At 73.8% G+C, this 26,193-nt stretch carries 22 protein-coding genes; 6 read left to right on the top strand and 16 right to left on the bottom strand.

What is annotated here, in order from left to right; genetic code table 11:
- Window positions 1-9: 9 nt before the first annotated feature.
- The 3 genes from guaA to ACK8HX_RS09500 are packed head-to-tail and all read right to left on the bottom strand — an operon-like array spanning window position 10 to window position 2,867.
- Window positions 10-1,674 carry a glutamine-hydrolyzing GMP synthase gene (guaA, locus tag ACK8HX_RS09510; RefSeq protein WP_411940448.1) on the bottom strand — a complete coding sequence of 555 codons (1,665 nt, stop codon included), beginning with the start codon at window positions 1,672-1,674 and terminating at the stop codon, window positions 10-12.
- 10 nt (window positions 1,675-1,684) lie between these two features.
- Complete coding sequence (locus ACK8HX_RS09505; protein WP_411940447.1) at window positions 1,685-2,095, bottom strand: DUF3817 domain-containing protein; 411 nt, start codon at window positions 2,093-2,095, stop codon at window positions 1,685-1,687.
- On the bottom strand, window positions 2,082-2,867 hold the full coding sequence (locus ACK8HX_RS09500; RefSeq protein WP_411940446.1) for an SURF1 family protein: 786 nt from the start codon (window positions 2,865-2,867) through the stop codon (window positions 2,082-2,084). Before ACK8HX_RS09500 ends, ACK8HX_RS09505 begins: the two co-directional genes overlap by 14 nt.
- Before the next feature lie 213 nt (window positions 2,868-3,080).
- Here ACK8HX_RS09500 and ACK8HX_RS09495 point away from each other — a divergent pair, with 213 nt between their 5' ends.
- The 3 genes from ACK8HX_RS09495 to ACK8HX_RS09485 all read left to right on the top strand — a co-directional run bounded on the left by ACK8HX_RS09495 (window position 3,081) and on the right by ACK8HX_RS09485 (window position 7,226).
- Window positions 3,081-3,551 (top strand): MOSC domain-containing protein, encoded by a 471-nt coding sequence (locus tag ACK8HX_RS09495; RefSeq protein WP_411940445.1) that lies wholly within the window; start codon window positions 3,081-3,083, stop codon window positions 3,549-3,551.
- Between the two features lie 163 nt (window positions 3,552-3,714).
- A complete protein-coding gene (locus ACK8HX_RS09490) occupies window positions 3,715-5,451 on the top strand; it encodes an ABC transporter ATP-binding protein (RefSeq protein WP_411940444.1) in 1,737 nt (578 codons plus the stop codon).
- Window positions 5,451-7,226 carry an ABC transporter ATP-binding protein gene (locus tag ACK8HX_RS09485; protein WP_411940443.1) on the top strand — a complete coding sequence of 592 codons (1,776 nt, stop codon included), beginning with the start codon at window positions 5,451-5,453 and terminating at the stop codon, window positions 7,224-7,226. The genes ACK8HX_RS09490 and ACK8HX_RS09485 overlap by 1 nt, the downstream gene beginning before the upstream one ends.
- A 31-nt stretch (window positions 7,227-7,257) precedes the next feature.
- Here ACK8HX_RS09485 and ACK8HX_RS09480 read toward each other — a convergent pair whose 3' ends face one another.
- The 6 genes from ACK8HX_RS09480 to ACK8HX_RS09455 all read right to left on the bottom strand — a co-directional run bounded on the left by ACK8HX_RS09480 (window position 7,258) and on the right by ACK8HX_RS09455 (window position 14,074).
- Window positions 7,258-7,914, bottom strand: coding sequence for a DedA family protein (locus tag ACK8HX_RS09480; protein WP_411940442.1), 657 nt, complete (start codon window positions 7,912-7,914; stop codon window positions 7,258-7,260).
- A 39-nt stretch (window positions 7,915-7,953) separates the two neighbouring features.
- A complete protein-coding gene (locus ACK8HX_RS09475; RefSeq protein WP_411940441.1) occupies window positions 7,954-8,265 on the bottom strand; it encodes a DUF1905 domain-containing protein in 312 nt (103 codons plus the stop codon).
- A 516-nt stretch (window positions 8,266-8,781) separates the two neighbouring features.
- A complete protein-coding gene (locus ACK8HX_RS09470; protein ID WP_411940440.1) occupies window positions 8,782-10,641 on the bottom strand; it encodes a GMC oxidoreductase in 1,860 nt (619 codons plus the stop codon).
- The gene (locus ACK8HX_RS09465; protein ID WP_411940439.1) at window positions 10,638-12,227 is read right to left on the bottom strand and encodes a succinic semialdehyde dehydrogenase; all 1,590 of its coding nucleotides are present in this window, start codon (window positions 12,225-12,227) and stop codon (window positions 10,638-10,640) included. The genes ACK8HX_RS09470 and ACK8HX_RS09465 overlap by 4 nt, the downstream gene beginning before the upstream one ends.
- An 82-nt stretch (window positions 12,228-12,309) precedes the next feature.
- Window positions 12,310-12,927, bottom strand: a complete 618-nt coding sequence (locus ACK8HX_RS09460; protein WP_411940438.1) for a DUF305 domain-containing protein — start codon at window positions 12,925-12,927, stop codon at window positions 12,310-12,312.
- Window positions 12,928-12,952: 25 nt separating this feature from the next.
- On the bottom strand, window positions 12,953-14,074 hold the full coding sequence (locus tag ACK8HX_RS09455; protein WP_411940437.1) for a GuaB3 family IMP dehydrogenase-related protein: 1,122 nt from the start codon (window positions 14,072-14,074) through the stop codon (window positions 12,953-12,955).
- Between the two features lie 194 nt (window positions 14,075-14,268).
- Between ACK8HX_RS09455 and ACK8HX_RS09450 the strand changes: the two genes are divergently transcribed.
- Window positions 14,269-15,915 (top strand): DHA2 family efflux MFS transporter permease subunit, encoded by a 1,647-nt coding sequence (locus tag ACK8HX_RS09450; protein ID WP_411940436.1) that lies wholly within the window; start codon window positions 14,269-14,271, stop codon window positions 15,913-15,915.
- An 80-nt stretch (window positions 15,916-15,995) separates the two neighbouring features.
- Window positions 15,996-17,042 carry a P1 family peptidase gene (locus tag ACK8HX_RS09445; RefSeq protein ID WP_411940435.1) on the top strand — a complete coding sequence of 349 codons (1,047 nt, stop codon included), beginning with the start codon at window positions 15,996-15,998 and terminating at the stop codon, window positions 17,040-17,042.
- Here ACK8HX_RS09445 and ACK8HX_RS09440 read toward each other — a convergent pair.
- The 6 genes from ACK8HX_RS09440 to ACK8HX_RS09415 form a co-directional block, all read right to left on the bottom strand.
- The gene (locus ACK8HX_RS09440) at window positions 17,035-17,991 is read right to left on the bottom strand and encodes an SDR family oxidoreductase (protein ID WP_411940434.1); all 957 of its coding nucleotides are present in this window, start codon (window positions 17,989-17,991) and stop codon (window positions 17,035-17,037) included. The two genes, ACK8HX_RS09445 and ACK8HX_RS09440, sit on opposite strands and share 8 nt — an antisense overlap.
- Window positions 17,988-19,040 (bottom strand): inositol 2-dehydrogenase, encoded by a 1,053-nt coding sequence (iolG, locus tag ACK8HX_RS09435; protein ID WP_411940433.1) that lies wholly within the window; start codon window positions 19,038-19,040, stop codon window positions 17,988-17,990. The genes ACK8HX_RS09440 and iolG overlap by 4 nt, the downstream gene beginning before the upstream one ends.
- Entirely contained in the window at window positions 19,037-20,197 is a 1,161-nt protein-coding gene (locus tag ACK8HX_RS09430) for a Gfo/Idh/MocA family protein (RefSeq protein ID WP_411940432.1), read from the bottom strand. Before ACK8HX_RS09430 ends, iolG begins: the two co-directional genes overlap by 4 nt.
- Window positions 20,198-20,286: 89 nt before the next feature.
- Window positions 20,287-21,150: an ATP-binding cassette domain-containing protein gene (locus tag ACK8HX_RS09425; RefSeq protein ID WP_411940431.1), complete on the bottom strand. Its 864-nt coding sequence runs from the start codon at window positions 21,148-21,150 to the stop codon at window positions 20,287-20,289.
- Complete coding sequence (locus tag ACK8HX_RS09420; protein WP_411940430.1) at window positions 21,147-22,196, bottom strand: ABC transporter permease; 1,050 nt, start codon at window positions 22,194-22,196, stop codon at window positions 21,147-21,149. Before ACK8HX_RS09420 ends, ACK8HX_RS09425 begins: the two co-directional genes overlap by 4 nt.
- Before the next feature lie 85 nt (window positions 22,197-22,281).
- Window positions 22,282-23,277 carry a substrate-binding domain-containing protein gene (locus ACK8HX_RS09415; RefSeq protein ID WP_411940429.1) on the bottom strand — a complete coding sequence of 332 codons (996 nt, stop codon included), beginning with the start codon at window positions 23,275-23,277 and terminating at the stop codon, window positions 22,282-22,284.
- A 166-nt stretch (window positions 23,278-23,443) separates the two neighbouring features.
- Here ACK8HX_RS09415 and ACK8HX_RS09410 point away from each other — a divergent pair, with 166 nt between their 5' ends.
- Complete coding sequence (locus tag ACK8HX_RS09410) at window positions 23,444-24,439, top strand: LacI family DNA-binding transcriptional regulator (protein WP_411940428.1); 996 nt, start codon at window positions 23,444-23,446, stop codon at window positions 24,437-24,439.
- A gap of 3 nt (window positions 24,440-24,442) precedes the next feature.
- Here the strand turns inward: ACK8HX_RS09410 and guaB are convergent, their stop codons facing one another.
- Window positions 24,443-26,065 (bottom strand): IMP dehydrogenase, encoded by a 1,623-nt coding sequence (gene guaB, locus ACK8HX_RS09405; protein ID WP_411940427.1) that lies wholly within the window; start codon window positions 26,063-26,065, stop codon window positions 24,443-24,445.
- Window positions 26,066-26,193 lie beyond the last annotated feature (128 nt).

The raw sequence follows: 26,193 nt of genomic DNA, 5'->3' as shown, positions 1-26,193 counted from the left end.
CGGCCCGGGTCACTCCCACTCGATGGTGCCCGGCGGCTTGCTCGTGACGTCGAGGACGACCCGGTTGACCTCGCGCACCTCGTTGGTGATGCGCGTCGAGATCCTCGCGAGGACGTCGTAGGGGACGCGGGTCCAGTCGGCGGTCATGGCGTCCTCGGAGGACACCGGCCGCAGGACGACCGGGTGACCGTACGTGCGCCCGTCGCCCTGCACCCCGACCGAGCGGACACCGGCGAGCAGCACGACGGGGCACTGCCAGATGTCGCGGTCGAGTCCGGCGGCGGTGAGCTCCTCGCGGGCGATCTGGTCGGCGGCGCGCAGGACGTCGAGGTTCTCGGCCGTCACCTCGCCGACGATCCGGATGCCGAGGCCCGGGCCGGGGAACGGCTGGCGCCAGACGATGCCCTCCGGGACGCCGAGCTCGAGACCGACCTGTCGCACCTCGTCCTTGAAGAGCAGGCGCAGCGGCTCGACGAGCTTGAACTGCAGGTCGTCCGGGAGCCCCCCGACGTTGTGGTGCGACTTGATGTTCGCCGTTCCGCTGCCTCCGCCGGACTCGACGACGTCGGGGTAGAGCGTGCCCTGGACGAGGAACTCGACCGGGTGGTCCTGCGCGCCCGAGTGCGAGCCGACGATGTCGCGGGCGGCCTGCTCGAAGACGCGGATGAACTCGCGCCCGATGATCTTGCGCTTCTCCTCCGGGTCGGTGACGCCGGCGAGGGCCCCGAGGAAGCGGTCCTTGGCGTCGACGACGACGAGGTCGACCCCGGTCGCGGCCACGAAGTCCTTCTCGACCTGCTCGGCCTCCCCGAGACGCAGCAGCCCGTGGTCGACGAAGACGCAGGTCAGCTGGTCGCCGACGGCCTTCTGGACGAGGGCGGCGGCCACGGACGAGTCGACCCCGCCGGACAGCCCGCAGATGACCCGGGACTCCCCGACCTGGGCCCGAACCGACGACACGAGGTCCTCGACGACGTTGGCGGCGGTCCACTCCCCCGACAGGCCGGCGCCGCGGAGGAGGAAGTTCTCGAGCACCTGCTGGCCGAACGTCGAGTGCAGCACCTCCGGGTGCCACTGGACGCCGTAGAGCCGTCGCTCGTCGTCCTCGAACCCGGCGACCGGGGCGCCCGAGGTCGTCGCCGTGACGCGCATCCCCTCCGGCGCGCGGGCCACGGAGTCGCCGTGGCTCATCCACACCGACTGCTCGTCGGGCTGGCCGTTGAACAGCGTCGACGTCGTGTCGTGGATGCGTGCCGGGGTCGCCCCGAACTCCGACAGCCCGGTCTTCTCGACGTGCCCGCCGAGCGCCCGCGCCATCGCCTGGAAGCCGTAGCACATGCCGAACACCGGCACGCCGGCCTCGAGCAGCGCGGGGTCGAGGGAGGGCGCGCCCTCCTCGTAGACCGACGACGGGCCACCGCTGAGGATGACGGCCGCGGGCTCCTTGGCGAGCATCTCGGCGACGGGCATCGAGTGGGGGACGACCTCGCTGAAGCAGTTCGCCTCGCGGACGCGCCGCGCGATGAGCTGGGCGTACTGGGCGCCGAAGTCGACGACGAGGACGGGTCGGTCGGCGAGGTGGACCGGCTCCCCTCCCTCGACGACGACGTGGTCGGGGTCGTCGTGGTGGTGCTCGTCGCGGTGCGGTGCGGTGGGCTGGGGGGCGTCGCTCACGTGGTCAAGGCTACTGGCGGGCCGCCGCGAGCCCGTCCTCGACCTCCCGCGCCACGCGCCTCTCGACCCAGAAGGAGAGGAACGGCACGCACCCGGCGAGCATGACGCCGACGATCCTGACGATCGACCAGCCGACCTTGAACCCGAGCAGCGCCGTCGCCACGAGGTAGACCATGTAAATGAAGCCGTGCGGCTGCGGCCACCAGTACAGGGGGTTGTCGGTGCCCTTCAGCCCGAAGCCGTAGGACAGCACCATCTCGACGACGAGGACGAGCAGGCCGACGCCCACGACGAAGGCCATGACCTTGAAGAAGGTCAGGCGGCTGCGGGTGCCCTCGGGGTCGTCGATGCGCAGGGTCGGGGCCGCGGCGCCCTCGGAGGACGTGGCGGGGGCGCTGGTGGTCGGGTCAGGCGTCGTCACGGGCGCCATTGTCCCCCGCGGCCACCGGACGGGCGCCGTCGGGTCGTACGGAGGGGATGGGGTCCTCGCGCCGGGACTCCTCGCGCACCATCCGCCACCACAGCCACAGGGCGAAGCCGGCGAAGATCCACCACTGGACGGCGTAGGCGGCGTTGCGCCAGCGGATCCCGGTGTCCCCCAACGGAGTCGGGACCTTCGTCAGCTGCGGGCCGGTCGCCGGCCGCTCGGACTCGAGGAAGACGAACCCGTTGTAGAGGTCGCCCGGCCAGGTGTTGACGAGGACCGACAGGTCGACCGACCCGATCTCGCCGGGGCCGACGGCGACCCTCGACGGCGACTCCCCCGGGGCCAGACCCCCGCTGATCGTCAGGGTGCCCTCGGGCGGCGCCCCGGCCGACGCGGCGTCCCCGACGAAACCGCGGAGGACGGCGATCGTGCCGCCCGAGCCGTCGACGACGAACGGGGTGACGACCCACGAGCCGGTGCGCCCGTCGAGTCGCCGGTCGGGGACGAGCAGCTGGCCCTCGGCGGCGTACCGCCCGGTCGCGGTGACCGGCCGGGAGGACAGCTCGCCACGGAACCGCTCGTGCGGCCGCAGCACGCTCGTCAGCTCGACGGGGGTGCGGGCCCGGGCTGCCTCGACCGCGTCGCGGTGGGCGGCCGACTCGGCGACGCCGAGCTGCCAGCGGCCGAGGAGGACGAAGGCGCCCCCCACGACGAGGACCACCCCGAGCAGCCCGAGGAACCTCGGTCTCAGGGCGGTCCGCAACACCCTCCGAGGCTACGTGACGCCCCTGCACCCCCATCCCCGGCCGCGAGTGCGGACGTGGTGGCCGGGGCAACCACGTCCGCACCCGCGGCGGCGTGTGCCCCAGTGGTCGCTCCGGCAGCCACCTGGGCACACGCGAGGAGGTCCACGGCGCGCGTGTGCTCACCCGGCTGCCCCGGCGGCCAGGTGGGCACTCGCGAGGAGGAGGATCGACCCGTGAGCCCCGAGCCCCAGGCCATCGCCGCACCCGTGGTCGTGGCCATCCACGTCGCCAAGGGGCGCCGCCTTCCGATGCGGGCGGTCGAGCGGGTCGTGGCCGAGGCGGGACGCGGCCTCGTCGGCGACCGCTACCACGGCACGAGGCACCGGCACGTCACCGTGCAGTCGGCGAGCGAGCTGGCCGAGGCCGCCGAGCGCCTCGGTTCCCGGGTCGAGCCGGCCGGCACTCGGCGGAACGTCACGCTGAGCCACGGCGCCGTGCCCACCCGCCCCGGAACCCGGGTGCGGCTCGGCGCCACCCTCCTCGAGGTCGTCCGCAAGGCGGCGCCGTGCCGCGTCCTCGACGACGAGATCGCCCCCGGCGCGGCCCGTGCCCTCCACGACCGGGCCGGCACCGTCCTGCGCGTCCTCGAGGGCGGCGACATCGCGGTCGGCGACCGGTGGGAGGTCCTGGACGGCGGCGCCTGACGCCACGCCGGGGGTCCCCGACCCGGGTCAAGATCGCCCAATTGGTCGATGTTGTCCCACGGGAAGACGGGATGGGTTGTCCTGCAGGCCGATCCGCCCGGCCACTCGCGCCCGCGAAAACTCGGTGGTCCACCCCCGCCCCGGCGACCTACCGTGGTTGCTCGTGCTGAGCAGACCGCCCTGGGAGTACGGCGTCGCGGCGCACGAGGAGCCCCCGGCCGATGCCGACCGCCTCCTGGTGTGGCTCGCGCGCCGTCAGTGGCGCACGCTCGTGGCCGGTGCGGCGTGCGGCATCCCGTGGATGCTCGCGACCGCCCTCATCCCCGCCGCCGTCGGGCGCGCGGTGGACGCCGGGATCGTCCAGCGTGACGCCACGGCCCTCGTCACGTGGTCGCTCGCCGTCCTCGGCCTCGGCCTGGTCTCGGCGGCCACCGGCAACGGACGACACTGGTTCGCGGTCCAGAACTGGCTGGTCGGCGCGTTCCGCTCGGGCGTCGTCGCCGACCGCGCCGTGCGCCGTGCCGGGCCCGCCCTGACCCGCGAGATGCCGGCCGGCGAGGTGCTCGCGAGCTTCACGAGCGACTTCGGCCGGATGGGCCACACCTTCGACGTGTTCGCCCGCTTCATGGGCGCCGTCGTCTCGTTCGTCGTCGTCGCCGTCATCCTCCTGCGCGGCTCGCTCCTCCTCGGCCTCGTCATGCTCGTCGGCGGCCCGCTCCTCGTCGCGAGCCTCGCCTTCGTCATGAAGCCGCTCCAGCGCCGCCAGAGCGCCCAGCGCGAGCAGGCCGGCCGGCTCACCGCGCTCGGCGCCGACACCGTCTCCGGCCTGCGCGTCCTGCGCGGCATCGGCGGCGAGGAGGCGTTCCTCGAGCGGTACCGGGCCCAGTCGGAGGCCGTGCGCCTCGCCGGCGTGCGCGTCGCCGGCACGCAGGCGACCCTCGACGCCGCGCAGGTCCTCCTCCCCGGGATCTTCGTCCTCGTCGTCACGGCCATCGGCGCCCGGCTCGCGGTCGCCGGCGAGATCAGCCCCGGCCAGCTCGTCGCGTTCTACGGGTACACGGCGTTCCTCACGATGCCGCTCCAGACCGCGGTCGAGTTCGCCGACAAGCTCATCTCGACGCGGGTCGCCGCCCGCCGCATCGCCCGCATCCTCGCCGTCGAGCCCGACCACCCGGCCGGGACCGGCGACGTCGACCCCGCCCTGCGTCGCGCCGTGGAACAGCTGGTCGAGACGGCGGTCCTCACCGACCCGGCCTCCGGCGTCGAGGTCCTCCCCGGCCGGATGACGGCCCTCGTCAGTGCCCGCCCCGAGGAGACCGCCGCGGTCGCCGCCCGGCTCGGCCGCACCGCCCCCGGTGACCACGGCGTCACCTGGGGCGGCGTCGTCCTCGACGACCTGCCGGTCTCCCTCGTGCGCGAGCACCTCCTCGTCTCCACCCCCGACCCGCGGCTGTTCAGCGGACCGCTCCGCCGCGAGATCGGCGGCCAGGACGACGAGGCGCGCCGCGCCGCCCTCCTCGTCGCGGACGCCGACGACGTCCTCGGCGCCGTCGACGGCGGCCTCGACGGCGAGGTCGAGGAGCGCGGGCGGTCGCTGTCCGGCGGCCAGCGCCAGCGCCTCGCCCTCGCCCGCTCCCTCCTGCGCGACGCCGACGTCCTCGTGCTCGTCGAGCCGACGAGCGCCGTCGACGCCCACACCGAGGCCCGCGTCGCCGAGCGGCTCGCCCAACACCGCAAGGGCCGCACGACCGTCGTCGTCACCGCGAGCCCGCTGCTGCTCGACCGCGCCGACGAGGTGGTCCTGCTCGAGGACGGCCGGGCCACCGAGCGCGGCACCCACCGCGACCTCGTGCGCCGCTCGCCCACCTACCGTTCCGTCGTCGTGCGAGGGGAGGACTGATGTCACCGCTGCGCGAGAAGACCGACCATGCGCGCCGGACGCTGCCGATCGCGAGCGGACCGGTCGTGCGCCGGCACGTCGGGGTCCTCCTCCGCGAGCACCGCGGGCCACTGGCCCGGGTGCTCCTCTGGCACGCCGTCGCCGCGGTCGTCGGGCTGGCCGGGCCCTGGGTCATCGGCCGGATCGTCGGCGAGGTCACCGCCGGCCGCGGGTCGGTCGACGAGGTCACCCGCCTCGCCCTCCTCCTCGCCGGCGCTGTCGTCGCCGAGACCGCGGCGACGTGGGTCGCCCGCCGCAGCTCGTTCGTCCTCTCCGAGCGGGTCTTCGCGCGCCTGCGCGAGGACTTCGTCTCCTCCGCGGTCCGACTGCCCCTCTCGACCGTCGAGCGGGCCGGTACCGGTGACCTGCTCGCGCGGACCACGAACGACGTCGACGCGATCAGCTACGTCATCCGGTTCGGCATCCCGACGATCGTCGTGTCGCTCATGACGGCCGTCGTCATCGCCGGCGCGACGATCCTCACCTCGCCGCTCGCCGCCCTCCCGCTGCTCCTCACGCCGCTCGTGTGGTGGTTCCCCACGCGGCGCTACCTGCGCAGCGCCGGCCCGGGCTACCTGTGGGAGCACGCCACGTACGCGCGGCTCAACGGCGTCGCGGCCGAGACGGTCGAGGGCGCGGCGACGGTCGACGCCCTCGGCCTCCAGGACGAGCGCGGGGCACGGTTCGCCGAGGCGGTCCGTGAGAGCCATGACGCGGAGCGCTACACGACCGGGCTGCGGCTGCGGTGGTTCCCGTGGCTCGAGATCGGGTTCTTCGCACCGGTCGCCGGGACGCTCCTCTGGGGCGGCTGGCTCGTCTGGCAGGACCAGCTCACGGTCGCGGCGGCGACGGCGGTCGTCCTCTACGTCCGGCGGATGCTCGATCCGCTCGGCGAGCTCGTCGAGGTCCTCGACGAGCTCCAGTTCGCGGCGACCTCGCTCGCGCGCATCCTCGGCGTCGCCGAGGTCCCCGCCGACCGGGTCTCCACCGGAGCCGTCCCCGACGGCGAGCGCATCGCGGTCGACGAGGTCCGGTACGCCTACCGGGAGGGGCGCGACGTCCTCCACGGCGTCTCCCTCGACCTCGTCCCCGGCGAGCGGCTCGCGATCGTCGGCCCCTCCGGGGCCGGCAAGTCGACCCTCGGCCGGCTCATGGCGGGCATCGACGGCCCCCGCTCCGGGCGGGTCACGGCCGGCGGCGTCCCCCTCGTCGACCTCGAGCTCGGGGTGCTGCGCGGCGAGGTCGCCCTCGTGACGCAGGAGCACCACGTGTTCGTGGGGACCCTCGCCGACAACCTGCGGCTGCCGCGCCCCGAGTCGTCGACCACGCAGCTCGAGGACGCCCTCGCGGCCGTCGACGCGCTCGACTGGGCCCTCGCCCTCCCGGGCGGCCTCGACACCGTCGTCGGGTCCGGCGGCCACGAGCTCTCGGAGGCCCAGGCCCAGCAGGTCGCCCTCGCGCGGCTCGTCCTCGCCGACCCGCACACGCTGGTCCTCGACGAGGCGACCTCCCTGCTCGACCCGAGGGCGGCGCGCCACCTCGAGCGGTCGCTGGCCGCGGTGGTCGAGGGGCGCACGGTCGTGGCGATCGCGCACCGGCTGCACACCGCACACGACGCCGACCGGGTGGCGGTCGTGGAGGACGGGCTCGTCGGCGAGCTCGGGTCGCACGACGAGCTGATCGAGCGCGACGGGTCGTACGCGGCCCTGTGGCGGTCGTGGCGGGACGAGGCGTGACGACCGGCGGTCCGGGCCGCAGGGACCGTCGTCAGCGGTCGGCGGCGTCCTGCGTCGGCGGGGTCTCGTCGGCGGCCTGCCGCGCCCGTTCGCGCAACCGGCGGACGACGAGCCAGACGAGCACGAGCGCGAGGACGCCGACGACGCCCTTGCTGACCGGGCCCATGTACTGCTCGACGACGTCGTAGTCGGCGCCGAGGCGGTAGCCGATCCCGATGAACACCGCGTTCCAGAGGCCGCTCCCGGCAGCAGTGAGCGCGAGGAATCGCGGCAGCGGCATCGCGTCGAGACCCGCCGGCACCGAGACGATCGAGCGGATCAGCGGGATGAACCGGCCGACGAACACGACGAGCGAGCCGTGGTCGTCGAAGAACCGCATGCCGCGCTCGAGGTCGCGGACCCCGAAGAGGAAGAACCAGCGCCGCTCGGCGAGGTGGTGCAGGCGCTCGTAGCTGAACTTCAGCCCCAGGCCGTAGAGGACCAGCGCCCCGACGAGGGAGCCGAGCGTCGCGCACACCCAGGCGAGGACGACGTTGAGCCTGCCGTCGTGCGCGGCGAACCCCGCGAACGGGAGGATCACCTCGGACGGGATCGGCGGGAGGATCGTCTCGAGGGCGATGAGCAGGCCCACCCCGACCTCGCCGATCGACTCGATGACGTCGATGACGCGGTCGGTGAGGGTCGTCACCGGGCCCACGGTACGTGAGCGAACCCCGGGCGGCCGACGTCAGCGGTCGACCAGCCGGATGGCGACCTCGGCCGAGTCGCCGTCGGTGAGCCCCTCGGCGGTGCGGACCGCCTTCTTGACCGGGAGGACGTAGGCGCCCTCCTGCGTCGAGGGGAACAGCGAGGTGCGCCAGACCGAGCCGCCGACACTGACCTCGACCCGCACCGAGCCGAAGCCGCCGGTCGCGTCGCCGACCACCTCGTCGACCTCGTCGCTGACGTCGGCGGGGACGGTGACGAACCGCCACGAGCCCTCCCTCCACCGCCACACCTCGGCGGTGAAGGTCCAGGTGCCGTCGGCTGCCCTCGTCATCGCCCCATCATCGACCTCGCCACCGACAGCGCCCCACGTCCGCACGAGGCGGGCGCGGGCCTCGACAGCGGCCGACGGGCGACGGGACGATGGCGCGATGGCGATGACGGCGATGACGGCGGTGCCGGCGGTGCTGCCCACCGCGGACGGACCCGACACGGCCCTCGTGGCGGCCGGCCTCACCGGGGTGCTCGGCCTCGTCGCCGCGGTGGTGGCCGGCATCGTCGCGCTGCGGGTCGAGAGCACCCGCCGGGCGGCCGACCTCGAGCGGGCCCGCGTCGCGTCGGTCAGGAGCGACGCCGCCGAGGTGTTCCGCCACGTCTTCGTGCTCCAGCACGAGATGGAGTGGCTGACGTGGCACGCGGGCCACCGTCCGGGCACCCCGGACGAGCGGATGGTCACGGCCTACGAGGCGGCGGTGCACGAGGCCTACCCCCGGCTCATGGGTGCCCTCGCCGCCCTGGCCTCCTCCGACCTCGACCTCTACGACGAGCTGGCCGCGGTCGTCGACGACGTCTACCGGGTGGAGGGCCGCATCGGGGTGCTGATCTCCGGGCTGGTCGGCGACCCGGGTGGCAGGGCCGAGGCCGTGGCCGCCCTCGCGGAGATGGGCGAGGAGGCACGCGAGCTGTACCGGACGCTGCCCCCGCGGATGGCGGAGGCGATGCGCCGCGCGGGGACGGGCTCGACGGCCACGTAGCCCGAGGCGAGGAGGTCGGCCTGGGACGGGCGGTCGTCGGTGTCACCGGCATTGGGCCACAGCGACATCGCGCGCTCGGCCTGGGCGGTGATCGTCAGCGACGGGTTGACCCCGAGGTTCGCCGACACCGCCGAGCCGTCGACGACGTGCAGCCCCTCGTACCCCCACACCCGGTGGTACGGGTCGACGACCCCGCGCTCCGGCGAGGACCCGATGACGACGCCGCCGAGGAAGTGGGCCGTCATCGGCACGTCGAGGACGTCGAACCACGAGCCGCCGGTGGCGGTGTAGCGGCCGGTGGCCTCGGCGAGCCGGGCCGCGAGCGCCTCCATCGAGCGAGCCCCCGCCGGGATGTACGTCGGGTTCGGCTCGCCGTGGCCCTGGGTCGAGGTGAGTGTGCGACCGAACAGCCCCCGTCGTCCGGAGACCCGCAGGCTGTTGTCCCTGCTCTGCATGACGAGCCCGATGACCATCCGCTCGCTGAAGCGGCGCACGATCGGCGACACCCGCAGCAGGGGCCGCGGGTCGCGGACCACGGTCCGCAGCGCCTCCACCCACCGGGGGCGCCCCGTGCCGCCGGGCACCGCGATCGTCGCGAGCAGCCCCATCGCGTTCGAGCCCGGGCCGTAGCGGACGTTCTCGACGTGGGTGTGCTCGTCGGGGTGGAACGAGGTCGTGATGGCGACGCCCCGGGTCAGGTCGACCCCGTCGGGGACCCGGTCGGTCATGGCGCCGAGGAGGGCCTCGGAGTTCGTGCGGGTCAGGTGGCCGAGCCGGTCCGAGAGCCGCGGCAGCTCGCCCTCGTCGCGCATCGCGTGGAGGAGGGTCTGGGTGCCCCACGTCCCGCCCGCGACGACCACGTGCCGTGCGGTGACGACCTGCCGGTCGCGCCCCGGGACCGGAGCCGTGCGCTCGTGGAGGACGCGGTAGGCGGCGCGCCCCGCGGCCTCCGACCCGGGGACCACGCCGAGCCGGGTCACCGTGCGCATCGGGCGCACCTCGACCCCGAGCCCCTCGGCGAGCGCGAGGTAGTTCTTCACGAGGGTGTTCTTCGCACCGACCCGGCACCCGACCATGCAGTTCCCGCAGAAGGTGCAGCCCGTCCGGCGCGGCCCGGCCCCGCCGAAGTAGGGGTCGTCGACGGTCTCCCCGGGGAGTCCGAAGTGCACGGCGACCGGGGTGCGGCGGAAGGTGTCGCCCACGCCGAGGTCCTCGGCCGTGCGGCGCATCACCTGCTCGACGACGCCGTCGCAGGGGTTGACCGCCTCGCCGAGCATGCGGCGGGCCGTGGCGTAGTGCGGGGCGAGCTCGGCCTCCCAGTCGGTGACGTCGGCCCACTGCCGGTCGCGGAAGAAGGCCGCGGGCGGGGTGTAGAGGGTGTTGGCGTAGTTGAGCGACCCGCCGCCCACCCCGGCGCCGGCGAGGATGACGACGTCGGGCAGGCGGTGGATGCGCTGCACGCCGTAGCAGCCGAGCCGCGGCGCCCAGAGGTACCGCGGGACGTCCCACGACGTGCGGGCGAAGTCCTCGTCCTCGAAGCGGCGCCCGGCCTCGAGGACGAGGACGCGAAAACCCTTCTCCGCCAGCCGGAGCGCAGCCACCGATCCGCCGAAGCCGGAGCCGATGACGACGACGTCGAGGTCCGTCTCGACGACGCCGGGTTCGACCGGGGTCACCGCAGGCCCACGGCCTTCATCGCGCGCAGCGCCAGCGTCAGCGTCCTCGCGAACGCCTCGTCGGACTGCCGCGCGACCGGCGCGATGGACAGCACGTGCTGGGAGGAGATCGTCTGGCTCTCCGTGTACTTGAGGATGCCCTCGCGCCCGTGGCGGCGGCCGAGCCCGGAGGCCTTCATCCCGCCCATGGGGGCGCCCATGCTGCCCCAGGTCGCGGCGTAGCCCTCGTTGACGTTGACCGTGCCGGACTCGATGCGCGCGGCGATCTCGCGCCCGCGCCGCACGTCGCGGGTCCACACCGACGCGTTGAGGCCGTACTCGGTGTCGTTGGCGAGGCGGACGGCGTCGTCGTCGGAGGCCACCCGGTGGAGGGCGACGAGCGGGCCGAAGGTCTCCTCGTCGCGGCAGGCCATGGCCGCGGTGACCCCCTCGAGCACGGTCGGCTCGACGACGAACGGCCCGAGGTCGGGGCGGGCCCGACCCCCCGCGAGGACGCGTGCGCCCTTGGCCACGGCGTCGTCGACGTGCGCGAGGAAGCGCTCGAGCTGCGCCTCGTTGACGAGGCTGCCCATGTCGGCGCCCCAGTGCAGCCCGGTGGAGATCCGCGTCGCCTCGACCGCCTCGACGAACCGCGGGACGAACGCGTCGTACACGTCGGCGTGCACGGCGAGGCGCTCGACGCTGATGCACAGCTGGCCGGCGGAGGAGAAGCACGCGCGCACGGCACCGGGCACGGCCCGCCGCAGGTCGGCGTCGCCCGCGACGTACATCGTGTTCTTGCCCCCGAGCTCGAGGCTCGCCCCGACGAGGCGGCGCCCCGCCGTCTGGGCCACCTTGCGCCCGGTGGCGGTCGACCCGGTGAAGCAGACGTAGTCGACGCGGTCGACGACCGCCTGGCCGGTGGGCTCGCCCGGACCGAGGACGACCTGGACCAGGTCGGCCGGCAGCCCGGCCTCGACGAGCAGCTCGACACCGGCGAGCGCCGTGAGCGATCCCTGCGGGTCGGGGCGCAGGACGACGGCGTTGCCCGCGACGAGGGCGGCGAGGGCGTCGGTGACGGCGAGGCTCAGCGGGTAGTTCCACGGGGAGACGACGCCGACGACACCGCGCGGGCGGTGGTGCTCGACGGTGCGGGTCAGCACCGGGTAGGCCCCGAGGTGACGCGACTCGCGCAGGTAGGAGGCGGCGGCGCGCCCGTAGTGGCGGGCGGCGACGGCGCAGTCGGCAACCTCCTCGAACGCGTGGGCCCGCGCCTTGCCGGCCTCGAGCTGGACGAGGTCGAGCAGGTCGGCCTGGTGCTCGAGGACGAGGTCGTGGAAGCGGAGGAGGACGCCCGCCCGCTGCGCGACGGGGACCCGCGCCCAGGCGCGCTGGGCCCGGCGGGCCACCTGGACCGCGGTCGCGACGTCGCGCGCGTCGGCCACGGGGAGCACCGCGAGGGGAGCCCCCGTCATCGGCGTGTGCGTCGTCAGCTCGCCGCCGGCTCCGGAGGCCACGGCCCGCGCCGTGAGGTGGCGGACCCTCGACGGGTCGAGCGCCCAGGTCGCACGAGGATCGGTCTCCGGGTCAGCGATGACGTCGGCCATTACCGAACAGTAACCTTCCGGGCGTCCCACGGACAGGTGAACCGTGCCACCCTGCGCCGGGCGCCGGACCGTCCCGCTCGGCTCAGCCGGGGAGGAGCGCCTTCATCTCGGCGATCTCCTGCTGCTGCGCGGTGATGATCTCCTCGGCGAGCGCCCTGGTGCCGGCGTGCCGGCCGGTGCGGATCACGGTCTGCGCCATGGTAACCGCGCCCTCGTGGTGCTCGACCATCATCTCGAGCCAGCGGCGGTCGAACGCGGCGTCACGCAGGGCACCGAGCTCGACGAGGTCCTCGTCGGACATCATCCCGCTCGTGCCGCCCTCGTCGCCGTGGTCGCCGTGACCGTGCTGGTCCATGGGGGCGGCGCCCCACGCGGCCAGCCAGCCGGTCATCCGGTCGACCTCCGGCTGCTGGGCCCCGCGGATCCGCTCCGCGAGGTCGCGGACCTCGGGGTCCTTCGTGCGGTCCGGGACGAGGTCGGCCATCTCGATGGCCTGCAGGTGGTGCGGGACCATCATCGCGTTGAACACGACGTCGGCCTGGACGTGGTCGCCGTCCGCCGACGGCGCGGAGCCGCCGGTCGTCGTGCCGTCCATGTGGCCGCCGTGCCCGTCGTCGGTGCCGCAGGCCGCGAGGCCGAGCACGAGGACGCCGGCCGCCGCGAGGGCGGCGCGCCTGGTGGTGGGGGCCGGGATCGTCATCCTCGTCATACCTCCCGAGGGGGTGTCAGCTGCGCTGGTACGGCGCGACGACGACCTCGACCCGCTGGAACTCCTTGAGGTCGAGGTAGCCCGACGTCGCCATCGCCCGGCGCAGCGCGCCGACGAGGTTCGTCGTGCCGTCGGCGACCCGGCTGGGTCCGAAGAGGATCTCCTCGAGGGAGGCGACCGCGCCGACCTCGACCCGCTCGCCGCGCGGCAGCTCCGGGTGGTGGGCCTCCGGTCCCCAGTGGAACCCGCGGCCCGGGGCGTCCGTGGCGCGCGCGAGGGCGGCCCCGAGCATCACGGCGTCGGCGCCGCAGGCCACGGCCTTGACGATGTCGCCGCTCGTGCCGACCCCGCCGTCGGCGATGACGTGGACGTACCGGCCCCCGGACTCGTCGAGGTAGTCGCGGCGGGCCGCGGCGACGTCGGCGATGGCGCTCGCCATCGGGGCGTGGATGCCGAGGGTGCGGCGGGTCGTGTGGGCGGCCCCGCCGCCGAAGCCGACGAGGACGCCCGCGGCACCGGTGCGCATGAGGTGGAGGGCGGCGCTGTACGACGCCGCGCCGCCGACGATGACGGGCACGTCGAGCTCGTAGATGAAGCGCTTGAGGTTGAGCGGCTCGGCGCGGCCGGAGACGTGCTCGGCCGAGACGGTGGTGCCGCGGATGACGAAGAGGTCGACGCCGGCGTCGACGACCGTCTTCCAGAGGTCCTGGGTGCGCTGGGGGGTCAGCGCCCCGGCGACCGTCACCCCGGAGGCACGGATCTCGCGCAGCCGCTCGGTGACGAGGTCCGGGTCGATCTCGGCGCGGTAGATCTCCTGCATCCGGGTCGTCGCGAGCGCGGGGTCGAGGGTCGCGATCTCGGCGAGGAGCGGCGTGGGGTCCTCGTACCGGGTCCACAGGCCCTCGAGGTCGAGGACGGGCAGGCCGCCGAGCCGGCCGAGGGCGATGGCGGTCTGCGGCGAGATCACCGAGTCCATCGGGGCGGCGATGACGGGGAGGTCGAAGTGGTAGGCGTCGATCTGCCAGCCGACCGAGACGTCCTCGGGATCGCGCGTGCGCCGCGAGGGCACGATGGCGATGTCGTCGAAGGAGTAGGCGCGTCTGCCGCGCTTGCCACGGCCGATCTCGATCTCGGTCACCGGGGCAGCCTACCGAGGCGCCGAACCTGTGAGTTCCGCCCCTCCTGAGCACGGACCTCCCGAAACCCACTGGGCCGTGTCGGTGGTCGGGTGCAGACTTCGGGATGGCGACGACGCCACCCCCGCGACCAGGTGGAGCCGTCCCCGGACGACGCGGCCTGTCGCCCGCCCGACCGACCCGACATGGAGCCGACGTGTCAGCACAGCCCGCGCCCGCGGCGCACCCCGAGTACCCCGAGAACATCGACGCCGCCGTGCTGAAGGTGGCCGGCGTCGTCGTCCTCGGCGCCATCATGTCCATCCTCGACATCACCGTCGTCAACGTCGCCCTGCCGACCTTCCAGGTCGAGCTCGCCGGCGGCGGGGAGCCCCTCGCCTACTCCACCGTCGCGTGGACCGTGACGGGGTACACGCTCGCCCTCGCGACGGTCATCCCGCTCACGGGGTGGGCCGCGGACCGGTTCGGCACCAAGCGCCTGTACATGACGGCCCTGCTGCTCTTCACCGCCGGCTCGGCCCTGTGCGCCGCGGCCCAGAACATCGAGATGCTCGTCGCGTTCCGCGTCGTGCAGGGCCTCGGTGGTGGTCTCCTCATGCCGCTGGGCATGACGATCATGACCCGCGCCGCAGGTCCGAAGCGGATGGGCCGCCTCATGGCCATCCTCGGCGTGCCGATGCTCCTCGGCCCGATCTTCGGCCCCATCCTCGGTGGCTGGCTCATCGACGTCGCGTCGTGGCACTGGATCTTCCTCATCAACCTGCCGATCGGCGTCGTCGCCCTCGTCTACGCGGCCCTGGTGCTCCCCGCCGACCGCCCCGAGCCCTCCGAGTCCTTCGACTGGGTCGGCATGGCCCTCATGTCCCCCGGCCTCGCCGCCTTCCTCTACGGGATCTCCTCGATCCCCGAGGCCGGCACCATCGCGGCCCCCAAGGTGCTGCTCCCCGGCCTCGTCGGGCTCGTCATGATCGTGGCGTTCGTCGGCTACAGCTTCCGCCCCGAGCACCCCTTGCTCGACCTGCGGCTGTTCCGCAACCGCAACCTCACCGTCTCGGTCGTGACCATGGTCCTGTTCGCTGCGGCGTTCTTCGGGGGGCTGCTCCTCGTGCCCACCTACTTCCAGCAGGTGCGGGGCGAGTCGCCCGTCGACGCCGGGTGGCTCATGGCGGTCCAGGGCCTCGGCGCGATGCTGACGATGCCGGTGGCCGGCGCCCTCTCGGACCGGCTGCCGGTCGGGCGCATCGTCCCCGTCGGGCTGGTCCTCATCACCGGCGGCATGTTCGCCCTCACCCAGGTGGGCGCGACGACGACCTACTGGTACATCCTCCCGGTGCTCTTCGTCATGGGCCTGGGCATGGGCGCGACGATGATGCCGCTCATGACCTCGGCCATCAAGACGCTCACCTCGCACCAGGTGGCGCGGGGCACCACGCTGCTCAACATCAGCCAGCAGGTGGCCTCCTCGATCGGCATCGCGATCATGTCCGTCGTCCTCACCAACGGGCTCAAGGACGACCCGCTCGTCGCGCAGGCCCAGGGCTTCCAGCAGGCCTCCGAGGGCGTCACCGACCCCGCGGCGATCGGCGCGCTGCTGCCGCGGTTCCCGGAGGTCGCGGCCGTCCTCGCGCCCTTTGGCCAGGACGCCGCGGCCGGCCGGGCGGCGCTGCTCGAGGCGGTCCGTGGCGCGATGGCCTCGGCGTTCAGCACGACCTTCTGGGTCGCGGCGGCCCTCGTGTCGCTCACGCTCGTCCCGGCGTTCTTCCTCCCGCGCAGGCGTGAGGAGGCGCACCTGCTCGACGACGCGAGCCCGGAGGAGGTCGCGCCGCCGGTCGTGCTGCACTGAGGTCGCGGGCCCGAGCCCGCCGCCACGACACCGGATGCCGGTCCCGCCGGTGCGGGGCCGGCATCCGTCATGCTGGGCCGGTGCCCCCTGCCGCGCAGCCCGGTCCCCACAACGCCATCACCGACGTCGAGGGCGTGCGCGTCGGCCACGCCACGCGCGACGAGCCGGGCTGGCTCACCGGGGTGACCGTCGTCGTCCCCCCACCGGGCACGGTCGGGGGCGTCGACGTCCGCGGCGGCGGTCCCGGGTCGCGCGAGACCGACCTGCTCGACCCGCGCCGCTCGGTCGACCGGGTCGACGCGGTCGTGCTCTCCGGGGGGAGCGCCTTCGGGCTGGGCACCGCCGACGGCGTCATGGCCGGGCTGGCGGACGACGGCCGCGGGTGGCCCGTCGGGCCGGAGCCGCACCAGGTCGTCCCGATCGTCCCCGCCGCCATCCTGTTCGACCTCGGCAGGGGCGGCGGGTGGCGGCACCACCCCGGGCCGGACGACGGCCTGGCCGCGTACCGTGCAGCGGCCGGGGGCCCGGTCGCCGAGGGGGCCGTCGGGGCCGGGACCGGGGCGATGACGGGTGGGCTGCGCGGGGGTGTCGGGTCGGCCTCGGTCCGGCTGGCGTCCGGCGCCACGGTCGGGGCGCTCGTCGCGGTCAACGCGGGCGGGTCGGCCTGGGACGCGGCGGGTCGCCTGCTCGCAGCACCGCTGCTGCTCCCGGAGGACGGCCCCGTTCCCCCGCCGGACCCCGCCGCCGCCGAGGCCCACCGCCTCGCCCTCGAGGCGCTGTTCGCCGAGCTGCGGGCCGGGAGGGCCACGACCCTCGGGGTCGTCGCCACCGATGCCACCTTGACCAAGGCGGCCTGCCAGCTGCTCGCCGGCGTCGCCCACGACGGGTTCGCCCGCGCCCTCTCCCCCGTCCACACCGTCTTCGACGGTGACGCCGTGTTCGCCCTGTCGACGCGGACCGGCCCGGAGCCGGACCGGTTCGACCTCGTCGACCTCCAGTCGGCGGCGGCCGACGCGACGGCCCGGGCCATCGCCCGGGCGGTCCTCGCGGCCTCGTCGGTGGACCGCTCCGCCGACGGCGGCGCCGTCCTGCGGTCCTACCGCGACGCCCTCACCACGGTCAGCTGAGGGGGACGGGGGTGCCCTCGTCGAGCTCGCGCCGCAGGGCGTCGAGCTGCTCGACGACCGAGTGCGTGCGGGTCCCGAGGCGGGCCATCGTCGCCTCGCCGGACATGCTCGTGTCGTACGGCACCGGGGCCGGCAACCACGCCTCCTCCGGTGGTGGCTGGAAGTCGAGCATCTCGGCGTCGAGCCCGAACACCTCGCACGTGGCGTGCGCGAGCTCGCGCCGGGTCACCGCCGTGCCGCCGGCGAAGTGGAGGACGCCCTCGACCCCGGCGTCGAACGCCCGACCCAGCAGGGCCCCGATCTCCGGCGAGACGACCGGGGTCGCGACGGCGTTGATGTCGTCGGCCTCCCAGACGGTGAAGCGCCCACCGGCGCGCAGGGCGTCGACGAGGGCCAGCACGAAGTAGCCGAACCCCACGTCCTGGCTGCGCGGGCCGGTGTCGCGGGTCTGGTGCAGCCCCTGCACCCCGCCGACACGGGCGACGAACCCCGAGCGGGCCCGCTCGAGGACGACGAGCTCGGAGGCCGCCTTCAGGACGCCGTAGTAGTTCACGGGGTTCGGCGGCTCGTCCTCGGTCACCAGGTGTCCGGTGCCGTCGAACACCCAGTCGGTCGAGACGTAGCCGACCGTCGCACCGGTCGCGTTCGCGGCGTCGACGACGCGTCGTGTCAGCCCCACGAAGCCGTCCCACCCGGCCCGCCGGTCGGCGTAGATCCGGTGGAAGTCGTTGAGGATGGCGAGGTGCGCGACGGCGTCGACGTCCTCGAGCGAGACGGCGAGCGACGCGGCGTCGGCGCTGTCGACGACCCTCGTCGCCCAGGGGAACGACGGCCCCGGGTCGCGGCGGACGAGGCAGACGACGTCGTGCCCCCTCGCCGAGAGCACCGAGGCGACCGTGCCGCCGACGAACCCGGTGGCCCCGGTGACCGCGACGCGCCTCGGGCTCACCCGACCTCCTCGACCCGCACCGGACGACCCTCGCGCAGGGACAGCCCGGCCGCGAGTGCGGCGGTCGTGCAGGCACGCGCGGCGTCGACCCCGGCCGGCGAGGGGCCACCGTCGGTGAGGTAGCGGTGGAAGGCCGCCCACTCGCGGCGGTAGGACTCGAGGTAGCGCTCGAGGAAGAACCACGGCAACGGCTGGCCGGTGGTCCCCTCCGCGGTGCGCACCCACGCGTTGTGGCGAACAGGGTTGTCCGACACCGCCATCCCACCCGAGCCGAAGGCCTCGATGCGCTGGTCGTAGCCGTAGACGGCCTCGCGGCTGTTGTCGATGGTCGTGATCGTGCCGTCGGCGTGGGTCAGGACGGTGACGGCGGTGTCGACGTCGCCGACCTCCCCGATGCGGGGGTCGACCCGGACGGCTCCGCGCGCGAACACCTCGACGACGTCGCTGCCGGCGACGTAGCGCGCCATGTCGAAGTCGTGGATCGCCATGTCGAGGAAGATCCCCCCGCTCACGGCGACGTACTCGGGCGGCGGCGGCGCGGGGTCGCGGCTGGTCACCCGGAGCAGGTGGAGCTCGCCGATCGCTCCCGAGGCGACGGCGTCACGCACCGCCTGGTGGCCGGGGTCGAAGCGCCGGTTGAACCCGATCATGAAGGGCACCGCAGCGGCCTCGACCGCCGAGAGGGCGCGGTCGACCTCCGCGAGGCCGAGGCTGACCGGCTTCTCGCAGAAGACCGCCTTGCCGGCCCGCGCCGCGGCGACCACGAGGTCGGCGTGGGTGTCGGTCGAGCTGAACACGGCCACGGTGTCGACGTCGTCGGCGGCGAGCAGCTGCTCGATCGAGAGCACCGGCGACCCGGTCGCCGCCGAGACGCCCTCGGCAGCGGCCGGCACGGCGTCGGCCACCCCGGCGACGGTGAAGCCCGGCATCTCGGCGAGCAGCCCGGCGTGCATCCGGCCGATCCGGCCGCAGCCGAGCACGCCGATGCGGCGCACCTCGACGTCGGGGCCCTCGCCCACCACGAACCCTGCGTCACGCGTCGTCGTCACGGGACCTCCACCCACTCGCCACTCGTCCGGGACTGCACCATCGCGTCCAGGGCGCGCCCGCTGGCGACGGCGTCGTCGAGGGTCGCCGTCTCGGCCGGCTCCCCCGCGACGGCCCGGACGAAGTTCCACGCCTCGACGACCTTGGTGTCGTCGTAGCCCATCGCGATGCCGGCCCCCGGCTGGAACGCCGCGTACTCACCGTCACCGGGCTCGCTGAAGATCGTCGAGGTCGGCTGGCCCGCGTACTGCGTGCCCGACGACACCTGGAGCTCCCCGGGGCGGCGGAAGTCCCACCGCACCAGGCCTCGCGTCCCATGGACCTCCAGGCCGTAGCTGTTCTGCTCACCGACCGCGGCCCGGTCGGCCTCGCAGACCGCGATGGCGCCCGACCTCATCCGCAGGATCGCCACGACGTAGTCCTCGTTCTCGACGTCACCGAAGGTCAGGGACGGGTCCTCGACGTCGAGGACGCTGTAGTGGCCGTGGGCGTCGGCCACCGGCCGCCTCGGGATCGAGACCGACGTCTGCGCCGTGAGGGAGGCGACGTCGCCGAGGACGAAGCGCAGCAGGTCGACGCCGTGCGACGCGAGGTCGCCGAGGACCCCATGACCACCGCGCGCCACGGTGAACCGCCACGACAGCGGGCTGCCCGGATGCGCCGCGTAGTCCGTGAAGAGCTGGACCCGGGCGTGGGTCGGGGTCCCGATGTCGCCGCCCGCGACGAGACGGCGGGCGCGGGCGACCGCGGGCACGTGCCGGTAGTTGAAGCCGACCACGCCGACGACCCCGGCAGCGGCGACGGCGTCGCGCACCGCCATCGCGTCCTCGGCGGTGAGGCCGACCGGCTTCTCGATCCACAGGTGCTTGCCCGCCTCGGCGACGGCGACCCCGATCTCGCGGTGCATGGCGTTCGGCGCGGTGACGCTCACGGCGTCGATGGACGCGTCGGCGAGCAGCTCGCGCCAGTCGGCATGGGTCGCGACGTCGCCGTGGGCCCGCGCGAACGCCTCGGCGGCAGCGGGGACCGGGTCGGCCACGGCAGCCACCCGCGGGCGCAGCGGCACGTCGGGCCAGTGCTGGGTCAGGCGCCCGAAGGCGCGTGCGTGCACGTGCCCCATCCAGCCGGCGCCGACGACCCCGACGGTCAGTTCGTCCATGTCTGCTGTGTCCTGTGTCCTCGTCGAGGGTCGGTGGGATCGGCCGGGGCGGGTGGGACGCCGCCTCGGCCGGTCGTGGGGTGGTCGGGCTATCGGGTCGCGGCCTCCAGCTCGTGGGCCAGCGCCTCGAGCTCGGCACCGCCCGCCATGGCCTTGACGAGCTCCTCGCGGGTCACCGTGGCCCGCTCGAACTCGTTCATGAGGCGTCCGCGGTTGAGCAGGTAGAAGCGGTCGCCGACCATGTGCGCGTGGTGCGGGTTGTGCGTGATGAACACGACGGCGATCCCGCGCTCGCGCGCCTGGAGGATGTACTTGAGGACGACGCCCGACTGCTTGACGCCGAGGGCGCTCGTCGGCTCGTCGAGGATGAGCACCTTGGCCCCGAAGTAGACCGCCCGGGCGATCGCGACGGCCTGCCGCTCACCGCCGGAGAGCGTGCCCACCGGCTGCTCGAGGTCGCGGATGTCGATCCCCATGTTGAGCAGCTCCTCACGGCACGTGGAGCGGGCCGTGGCGGTGTCGAGGACCTTGAGCGGCCCGATGCCCCGCCGTGGCTCGTTGCCGAGGAAGAAGTTGCGCCACACCGACATGAGCGGCACCGTCGCGAGGTCCTGGAAGACCGTGGCGATGCCCGCGGAGAGCGCGTCCCGCGGCGAGCCGAAGGTGCGCGGCTCCCCGGCGACGAGGAACTCGCCCTCGCTCGGCTGGTGCACGCCGCTGAGGATCTTGATGAGCGTCGACTTCCCCGCACCGTTGTCCCCGAGCACGCAGGTGACGGTGCCGGGGTCGACGTGGAGGGAGATGTCGCGCAGGGCGATGACGCTGCCGAACGACTTGCCGACGCCCTTGAGCTGGAGCGCGGGGACGACGGAGCCGGCCGCGGGGGCGGGCAGCGAGTCGGGGGTGGCCGGGACCTCCGGCACCTCGGGGCTGGGCTGCACGGTCTCGGTCATTTGCGGGCTCCCTGGGCACGGCGTCCGATGTAGGTGTTGACGAGGACGGCGATGAAGAGGATGACGCCGAGGAACAGCCACGACCAGTCGGTGTTCCAGCCGGCGTAGGCGATGCCGATGAAGGCCATCCCGATGATCGACGCGCCGATCGTCGAGCCGATCGCCGAGCCGAAGCCACCGGTGAGGAGGCACCCGCCGACGACCGCCGCGATGATGAAGGTGAACTCCTCGCCGACGCCCTGGCCGGCCTGCATCGACTTCAGCCGCAGCAGGCTGATGATGCCGACGAGCGCCGCCGCCATCGACGTCGTTACGAAGAGGGTGATCTTCGTGCGCCGCACGGGGACACCGGTGTTGCGTGCCGCGTTGGCGTCTCCGCCGACCGCGTAGATCCAGTTCCCGAAGCGGGACTTCGCGAGGATCGTCGTCGCGACCACGGTGATGACGACCCACCAGATGACCGAGATGCGGAAGTTGAAGGGGGACCAGAACGTCGTCGCGAAGATCTTCTGCGCCGACTCGTACCCCGGCACCTTGTCGATGCCGGCCACGCGGACGGTGTCGGTGAGGGCCTTGGTGACACCGAGGTTGATGCCGCGGAGCGAGAAGAACATCGCGAGCGTGACGATGAACGAGGGCAGACCGGTCAGCATGACGAGCCAGCCGTTGATGAGGCCGATGCAGGCGGCGAAGGCGAGCGTGATGATGATGGCCGGCCACATCCCGAGGCCGTACTCGGTCGTCAGCAGTCCGGCGAGGAGCCCGGAGGTGCCGATCATGACGCCGCTGCTGAGGTCGAACTCGCCGGCGATCATGAGCATCGCGACCGGGACGGCGACGATGCCGACGGTGGCGGCGACGTCCGTCCAGCGGGCGGTGCCGGCGATGGTGGCGAAGTTCCCGGTCGTGTCGACCGCCGCGAACATCACGTAGATGACGACGGCGCCGAGGAGGGCGCCGAGCTCGGGGCGGCGCAGGATCTTGGTGAGCCGGGAGACGGACGCGAGGCGCTCGTCGGTCCCGGTCGTCGCGGTGGTCGCGGACATGGCGGACCTTCCGTTCGGGGGGCGCGGGCTGCCGGCCGGGGTGCCGGGGTGGGGCCGCCGCTGGCGGCCCCACCCCGGCCCGCGGTCAGCGGGTGCCCGCCTCCGCCAGCTTCTGGACGAGGTCGGCGTTGTCCTTGGTCACGAAGCCGGGGCCGGTGTACATCGGCTGCCCACCACCGAGCTCGTGGCCGTTGAGCTTGTTGAGGTAGAGCAGGACGACCGACATGTAGCCCTGCGCGTACTGCTGCTGGTCGATCGCGAAGGCGAGCTTGCCGTCCTTGATCGCCTGCACGGCGTCGCCGGAGAGGTCGACGGTGCCGATCTGGAGCTGACGGCCCACGGCCTCGGCGGCCGGGATGGCCGCAGCAGTCGCGATGTCGGCGTTCAGGGCGAACACGGCGTCGATCGACGGGTCGGCCTCGAGCTTGGCCTGGACCTCGGCCTGGCTCTTCGCGAGGTCGGCGAGGCCGGCGGACAGCTGGAGGTTCTCGACGTTGCCGAAGGTCTCCTTCGCCCCGTCGCAGCGCTGCTGGAGGCCGATGTTGTTCGCCTCCTGGATCGGGCAGAGCACCTTCTTGACGCCGAGCTCCTTGAACTTCTTGCCCGCCTCCTGGCCGGCGATGAGCTCGTCCTGCCCGACGTGGGTGAAGGCGCCGAGGTCCTTGAAGACGGCGCTGCCCGAGTTCATCGTGACGACCGGGATCTTCTTGTCGGTGGCGCCCTTGAGGGCGTCCTTGATCGCGTCGGGGTTGGGCGCGGAGACCGCGATGCCCTGGCACCCGCCGGTGACGCCGGCCTCGATCAGCTGCGCCTGGGCCTCGGCGTCGTTGTTCGACTCCTGGTAGTCGAAGGACACCCCGAGGTCGGCCGCGGCCTTCTGTGCGCCCTTCTTGGCGACCGACCAGAAGCCGCCGCCGTCGCCGTGGGTGTACATGCACAGCTTCATGCCGCTGTTGTCGCCGCCTGCGGGTGCGCTCGCGCCGCCGCTGCCGTCGCTGCCGGACGTGTCGCCGGCGGCACAGCCGGCCAGCAGCAGGGCGGTCGCCGCGACGACCGCCAGACCCAGCTTCGGAGCCTTCATGCTTCCTCCTTCGTCGCGGGCTCGGCCCGCCTGCGCGTCGTTGCGCGTGCTGCGCGCTGACCATTAGCGCGCGCTAACGGCATACTGTCCCCGACCCCGGGCCCAGTGGCAAGGCCTTGTCCTGACATTTATGGAAATGTGACGACATTCTGACCTGAGGAGCGGCATGCGGCCGACGCAGGAGGACGTGGCGCGGCGCGCCGGCGTCTCCCGCGCCCTCGTGTCCCTCGTCATGCGGGGGGCCACGAACGTCTCACCCGAGAGCCGGCGGACCGTCCTCGCGGCCGCCGACGCCCTCGGCTACCGCCCGAACGCCTCGGCCCGCTCGCTCGCGAGCAAGGAGGTGCGCACGTTCGGCGTCCTCATCCACGACGTCACCAACCCGTACTTCGGGCTGCTCTACTCCGCCGTGGCCGACGCCGCCGACCGCGCCGGGTACGACCTCCTCGTCGGCCCGGGCACGCGGTCCGGCCGCCGCGAGGCAGCGCTCGTCGCGACCCTCCTCGAGCACCAGATCGCCGGGATGGTCCTGCTCAGCCCGATGATGCGCCCGGCCGAGCTGCGCCGGCTCGCAGCGACGGTCCCGAGCGTCGTCGTCGGCATCGGCGACCCCGTCACGGGCATCGACGCGGTGACGACCGACGAGGTCCGGGCCTCCCGGGAGGTCGTCGACCACCTCGTCGGCCTGGGTCACCGCAGCATCACGCACGTCTCCGGAGGACGCGTCCGCCCGGCCCGGGCGCGCACCCAGGGCTACCTCGCGGCGATGGCCGCCCACGACCTCGAGCCGCGGGTCGTGGCGGGCGACTTCACCGCCGACGGTGGCCGGGAGGCCGGCCGCGCCATCGTCGCCTCCGGCGAGCTGCCCACCGCCGTCGTCGCCGCCAACGACCTCGCCGCAGTCGGGGTCATGGGGGTGCTCGAGGCAGAGGGCGTGGCCGTGCCGGGCGAGGTCAGCGTCGTCGGGTGCGACGACTCGCAGATCGCGCGGCTCGACCTCGTCGGGCTGACGAGCGTGCGCCAGGCGGTCGACGAGCTCGGGGCCACGGCCGTCGAGCTCCTGGCCGCCCGGATCGCCGACCCGGGGACACCCGCCGTCGTCCGCCGCCTCGGGGCCTCGCTCGAGGTCCGCCGGACGACCGGCCCCGCGCGGCCGGGCTGAGGGTCAGCCCTTGCCGGAGTAGTTCGGCGCCTCGACGATGCCGGTGATGTCGTGCGGGTGCGACTCGCGCAGCCCCGCCGTCGTGATCCGGATGAAGCGGCCCTTCGCCTTGAGCTCGGGGACCGTGCGCGCGCCGACGTAGAACATCGACTGGTGCAGGCCGCCGACGAGCTGGTGGGCCACGGCGCCGACGGGACCGCGGTACGCGACCTGGCCCTCGATGCCCTCGGGGACGATCTTGTCGTCGCTGGCGACGTCGGCCTGGAAGTAGCGGTCCTTGGAGTAGGACTTCTTGCCGCGCGAGGCCATGGCCCCGAGCGAGCCCATCCCGCGGTAGGACTTGTACTGCTTGCCGTTGACGAAGATGAGGTCGCCGGGCGACTCCTCGCAGCCGGCGAGCAGCGAGCCGAGCATCACGGTGTCGGCGCCCGCGACGAGCGCCTTCGCGATGTCCCCGGAGTACTGGAGGCCGCCATCACCGATGAGCGGCACCCCGGCCGGGCGGCACGCGAGGGAGGCCTCGTAGATGGCGGTGACCTGCGGGACGCCGACTCCGGCCACGACGCGCGTCGTGCAGATCGAGCCCGGCCCCACGCCGACCTTGACGGCGTCGGCCCCGGCGTCGACGAGCGCCTGCGCACCCGCGCGGGTGGCGACGTTGCCGCCGATGACCTGCACGTGGCGCGTGGCGGGGTCGGACTTCAGCCGGCGGATCATGTCGAGGAGGAGGCGGGCGTGGCCGTTGGCGGTGTCGGCCACGAGGACGTCGACCCCGGCCTCGACGAGGGTGGTCGCCCGCTGCCAGGCGTCGCCGAAGAACCCGATCGCGGCACCGACGAGGAGGCGGCCGTCGGCGTCCTTGCTCGCGTGGGGGAACTGCTCGGACTTGACGAAGTCCTTGACGGTGATGAGCCCCCCGAGGCGCCCCTGGTCGTCGACCAGCGGGAGGCGCTCGCGCTTGTGCTGGCGCAGGAGGGCGGTGGCCTCCTCGCGGGAGATCCCCACCGCGCCCGTGACGAGCGGCATCGGGGTCATGACGTCGCGAACCCGGGTCGTTCCCCACTCGGCGACGGGGGTGAAGCGCAGGTCGCGGTTGGTGATCATGCCGATGAGGGTCGCGTCGGGCTGCACGACCGGCAGCCCCGAGACGCGGTACTCGCCGCAGATCCGGTCCAGCTCCTCGAGCGTGGCGTCCGGGCCGATGGTGATCGGGTTGCCGATCATCCCGGTCTGGGTCCGCTTGACGAGGTCGACCTGGTAGGCCTGGTCCTCGATCGACAGGTTGCGGTGGAGGACGCCGAGCCCGCCCTGGCGGGCCATGGCGATCGCCATCCGCGACTCGGTGACGGTGTCCATCGCGGCCGAGACGAGGGGCACGTGGATCGAGATCTCGCGGGTCAGCCGGCTCGTCGTGTCGACCTCGCTCGGGATGACGTCGGTCTCGCCCGGCTGGAGGAGCACGTCGTCGTACGTCAGCCCGAGCTGGGCGAACGGCGACGGCGGGGCCGGTTCGGCGCTGGAGGCGTCGACCGCGCTCGCGGAGGGGGCCGGGGTGGGGGCGACGGGCGGCGTGGTGGCGCGCCCGTGGTCGGCCGTCGTGCTGGTCTCGTCGAGTCCGAGGCTCATCACCCGATTCTACGGGCTGCCGCCGGCGTCCCCCGGCACCGGACCGCCCGCCGGACCCGTGCCGCGCCACCTCGGACGGCACGGGGTGGGTTGACCAAAGCCTTACCCGGGTCTTGCCCTGCGTGTAC

This window comes from Oryzobacter faecalis (assembly GCF_046764005.1).
GTDB classification, from domain to species: Bacteria; Actinomycetota; Actinomycetes; order Actinomycetales; family Dermatophilaceae; genus Oryzobacter; species Oryzobacter faecalis.
The sequence above is the reverse complement of the archived record's forward strand: the minus strand, read 5'-3'. Positions and strand labels throughout refer to the sequence as shown.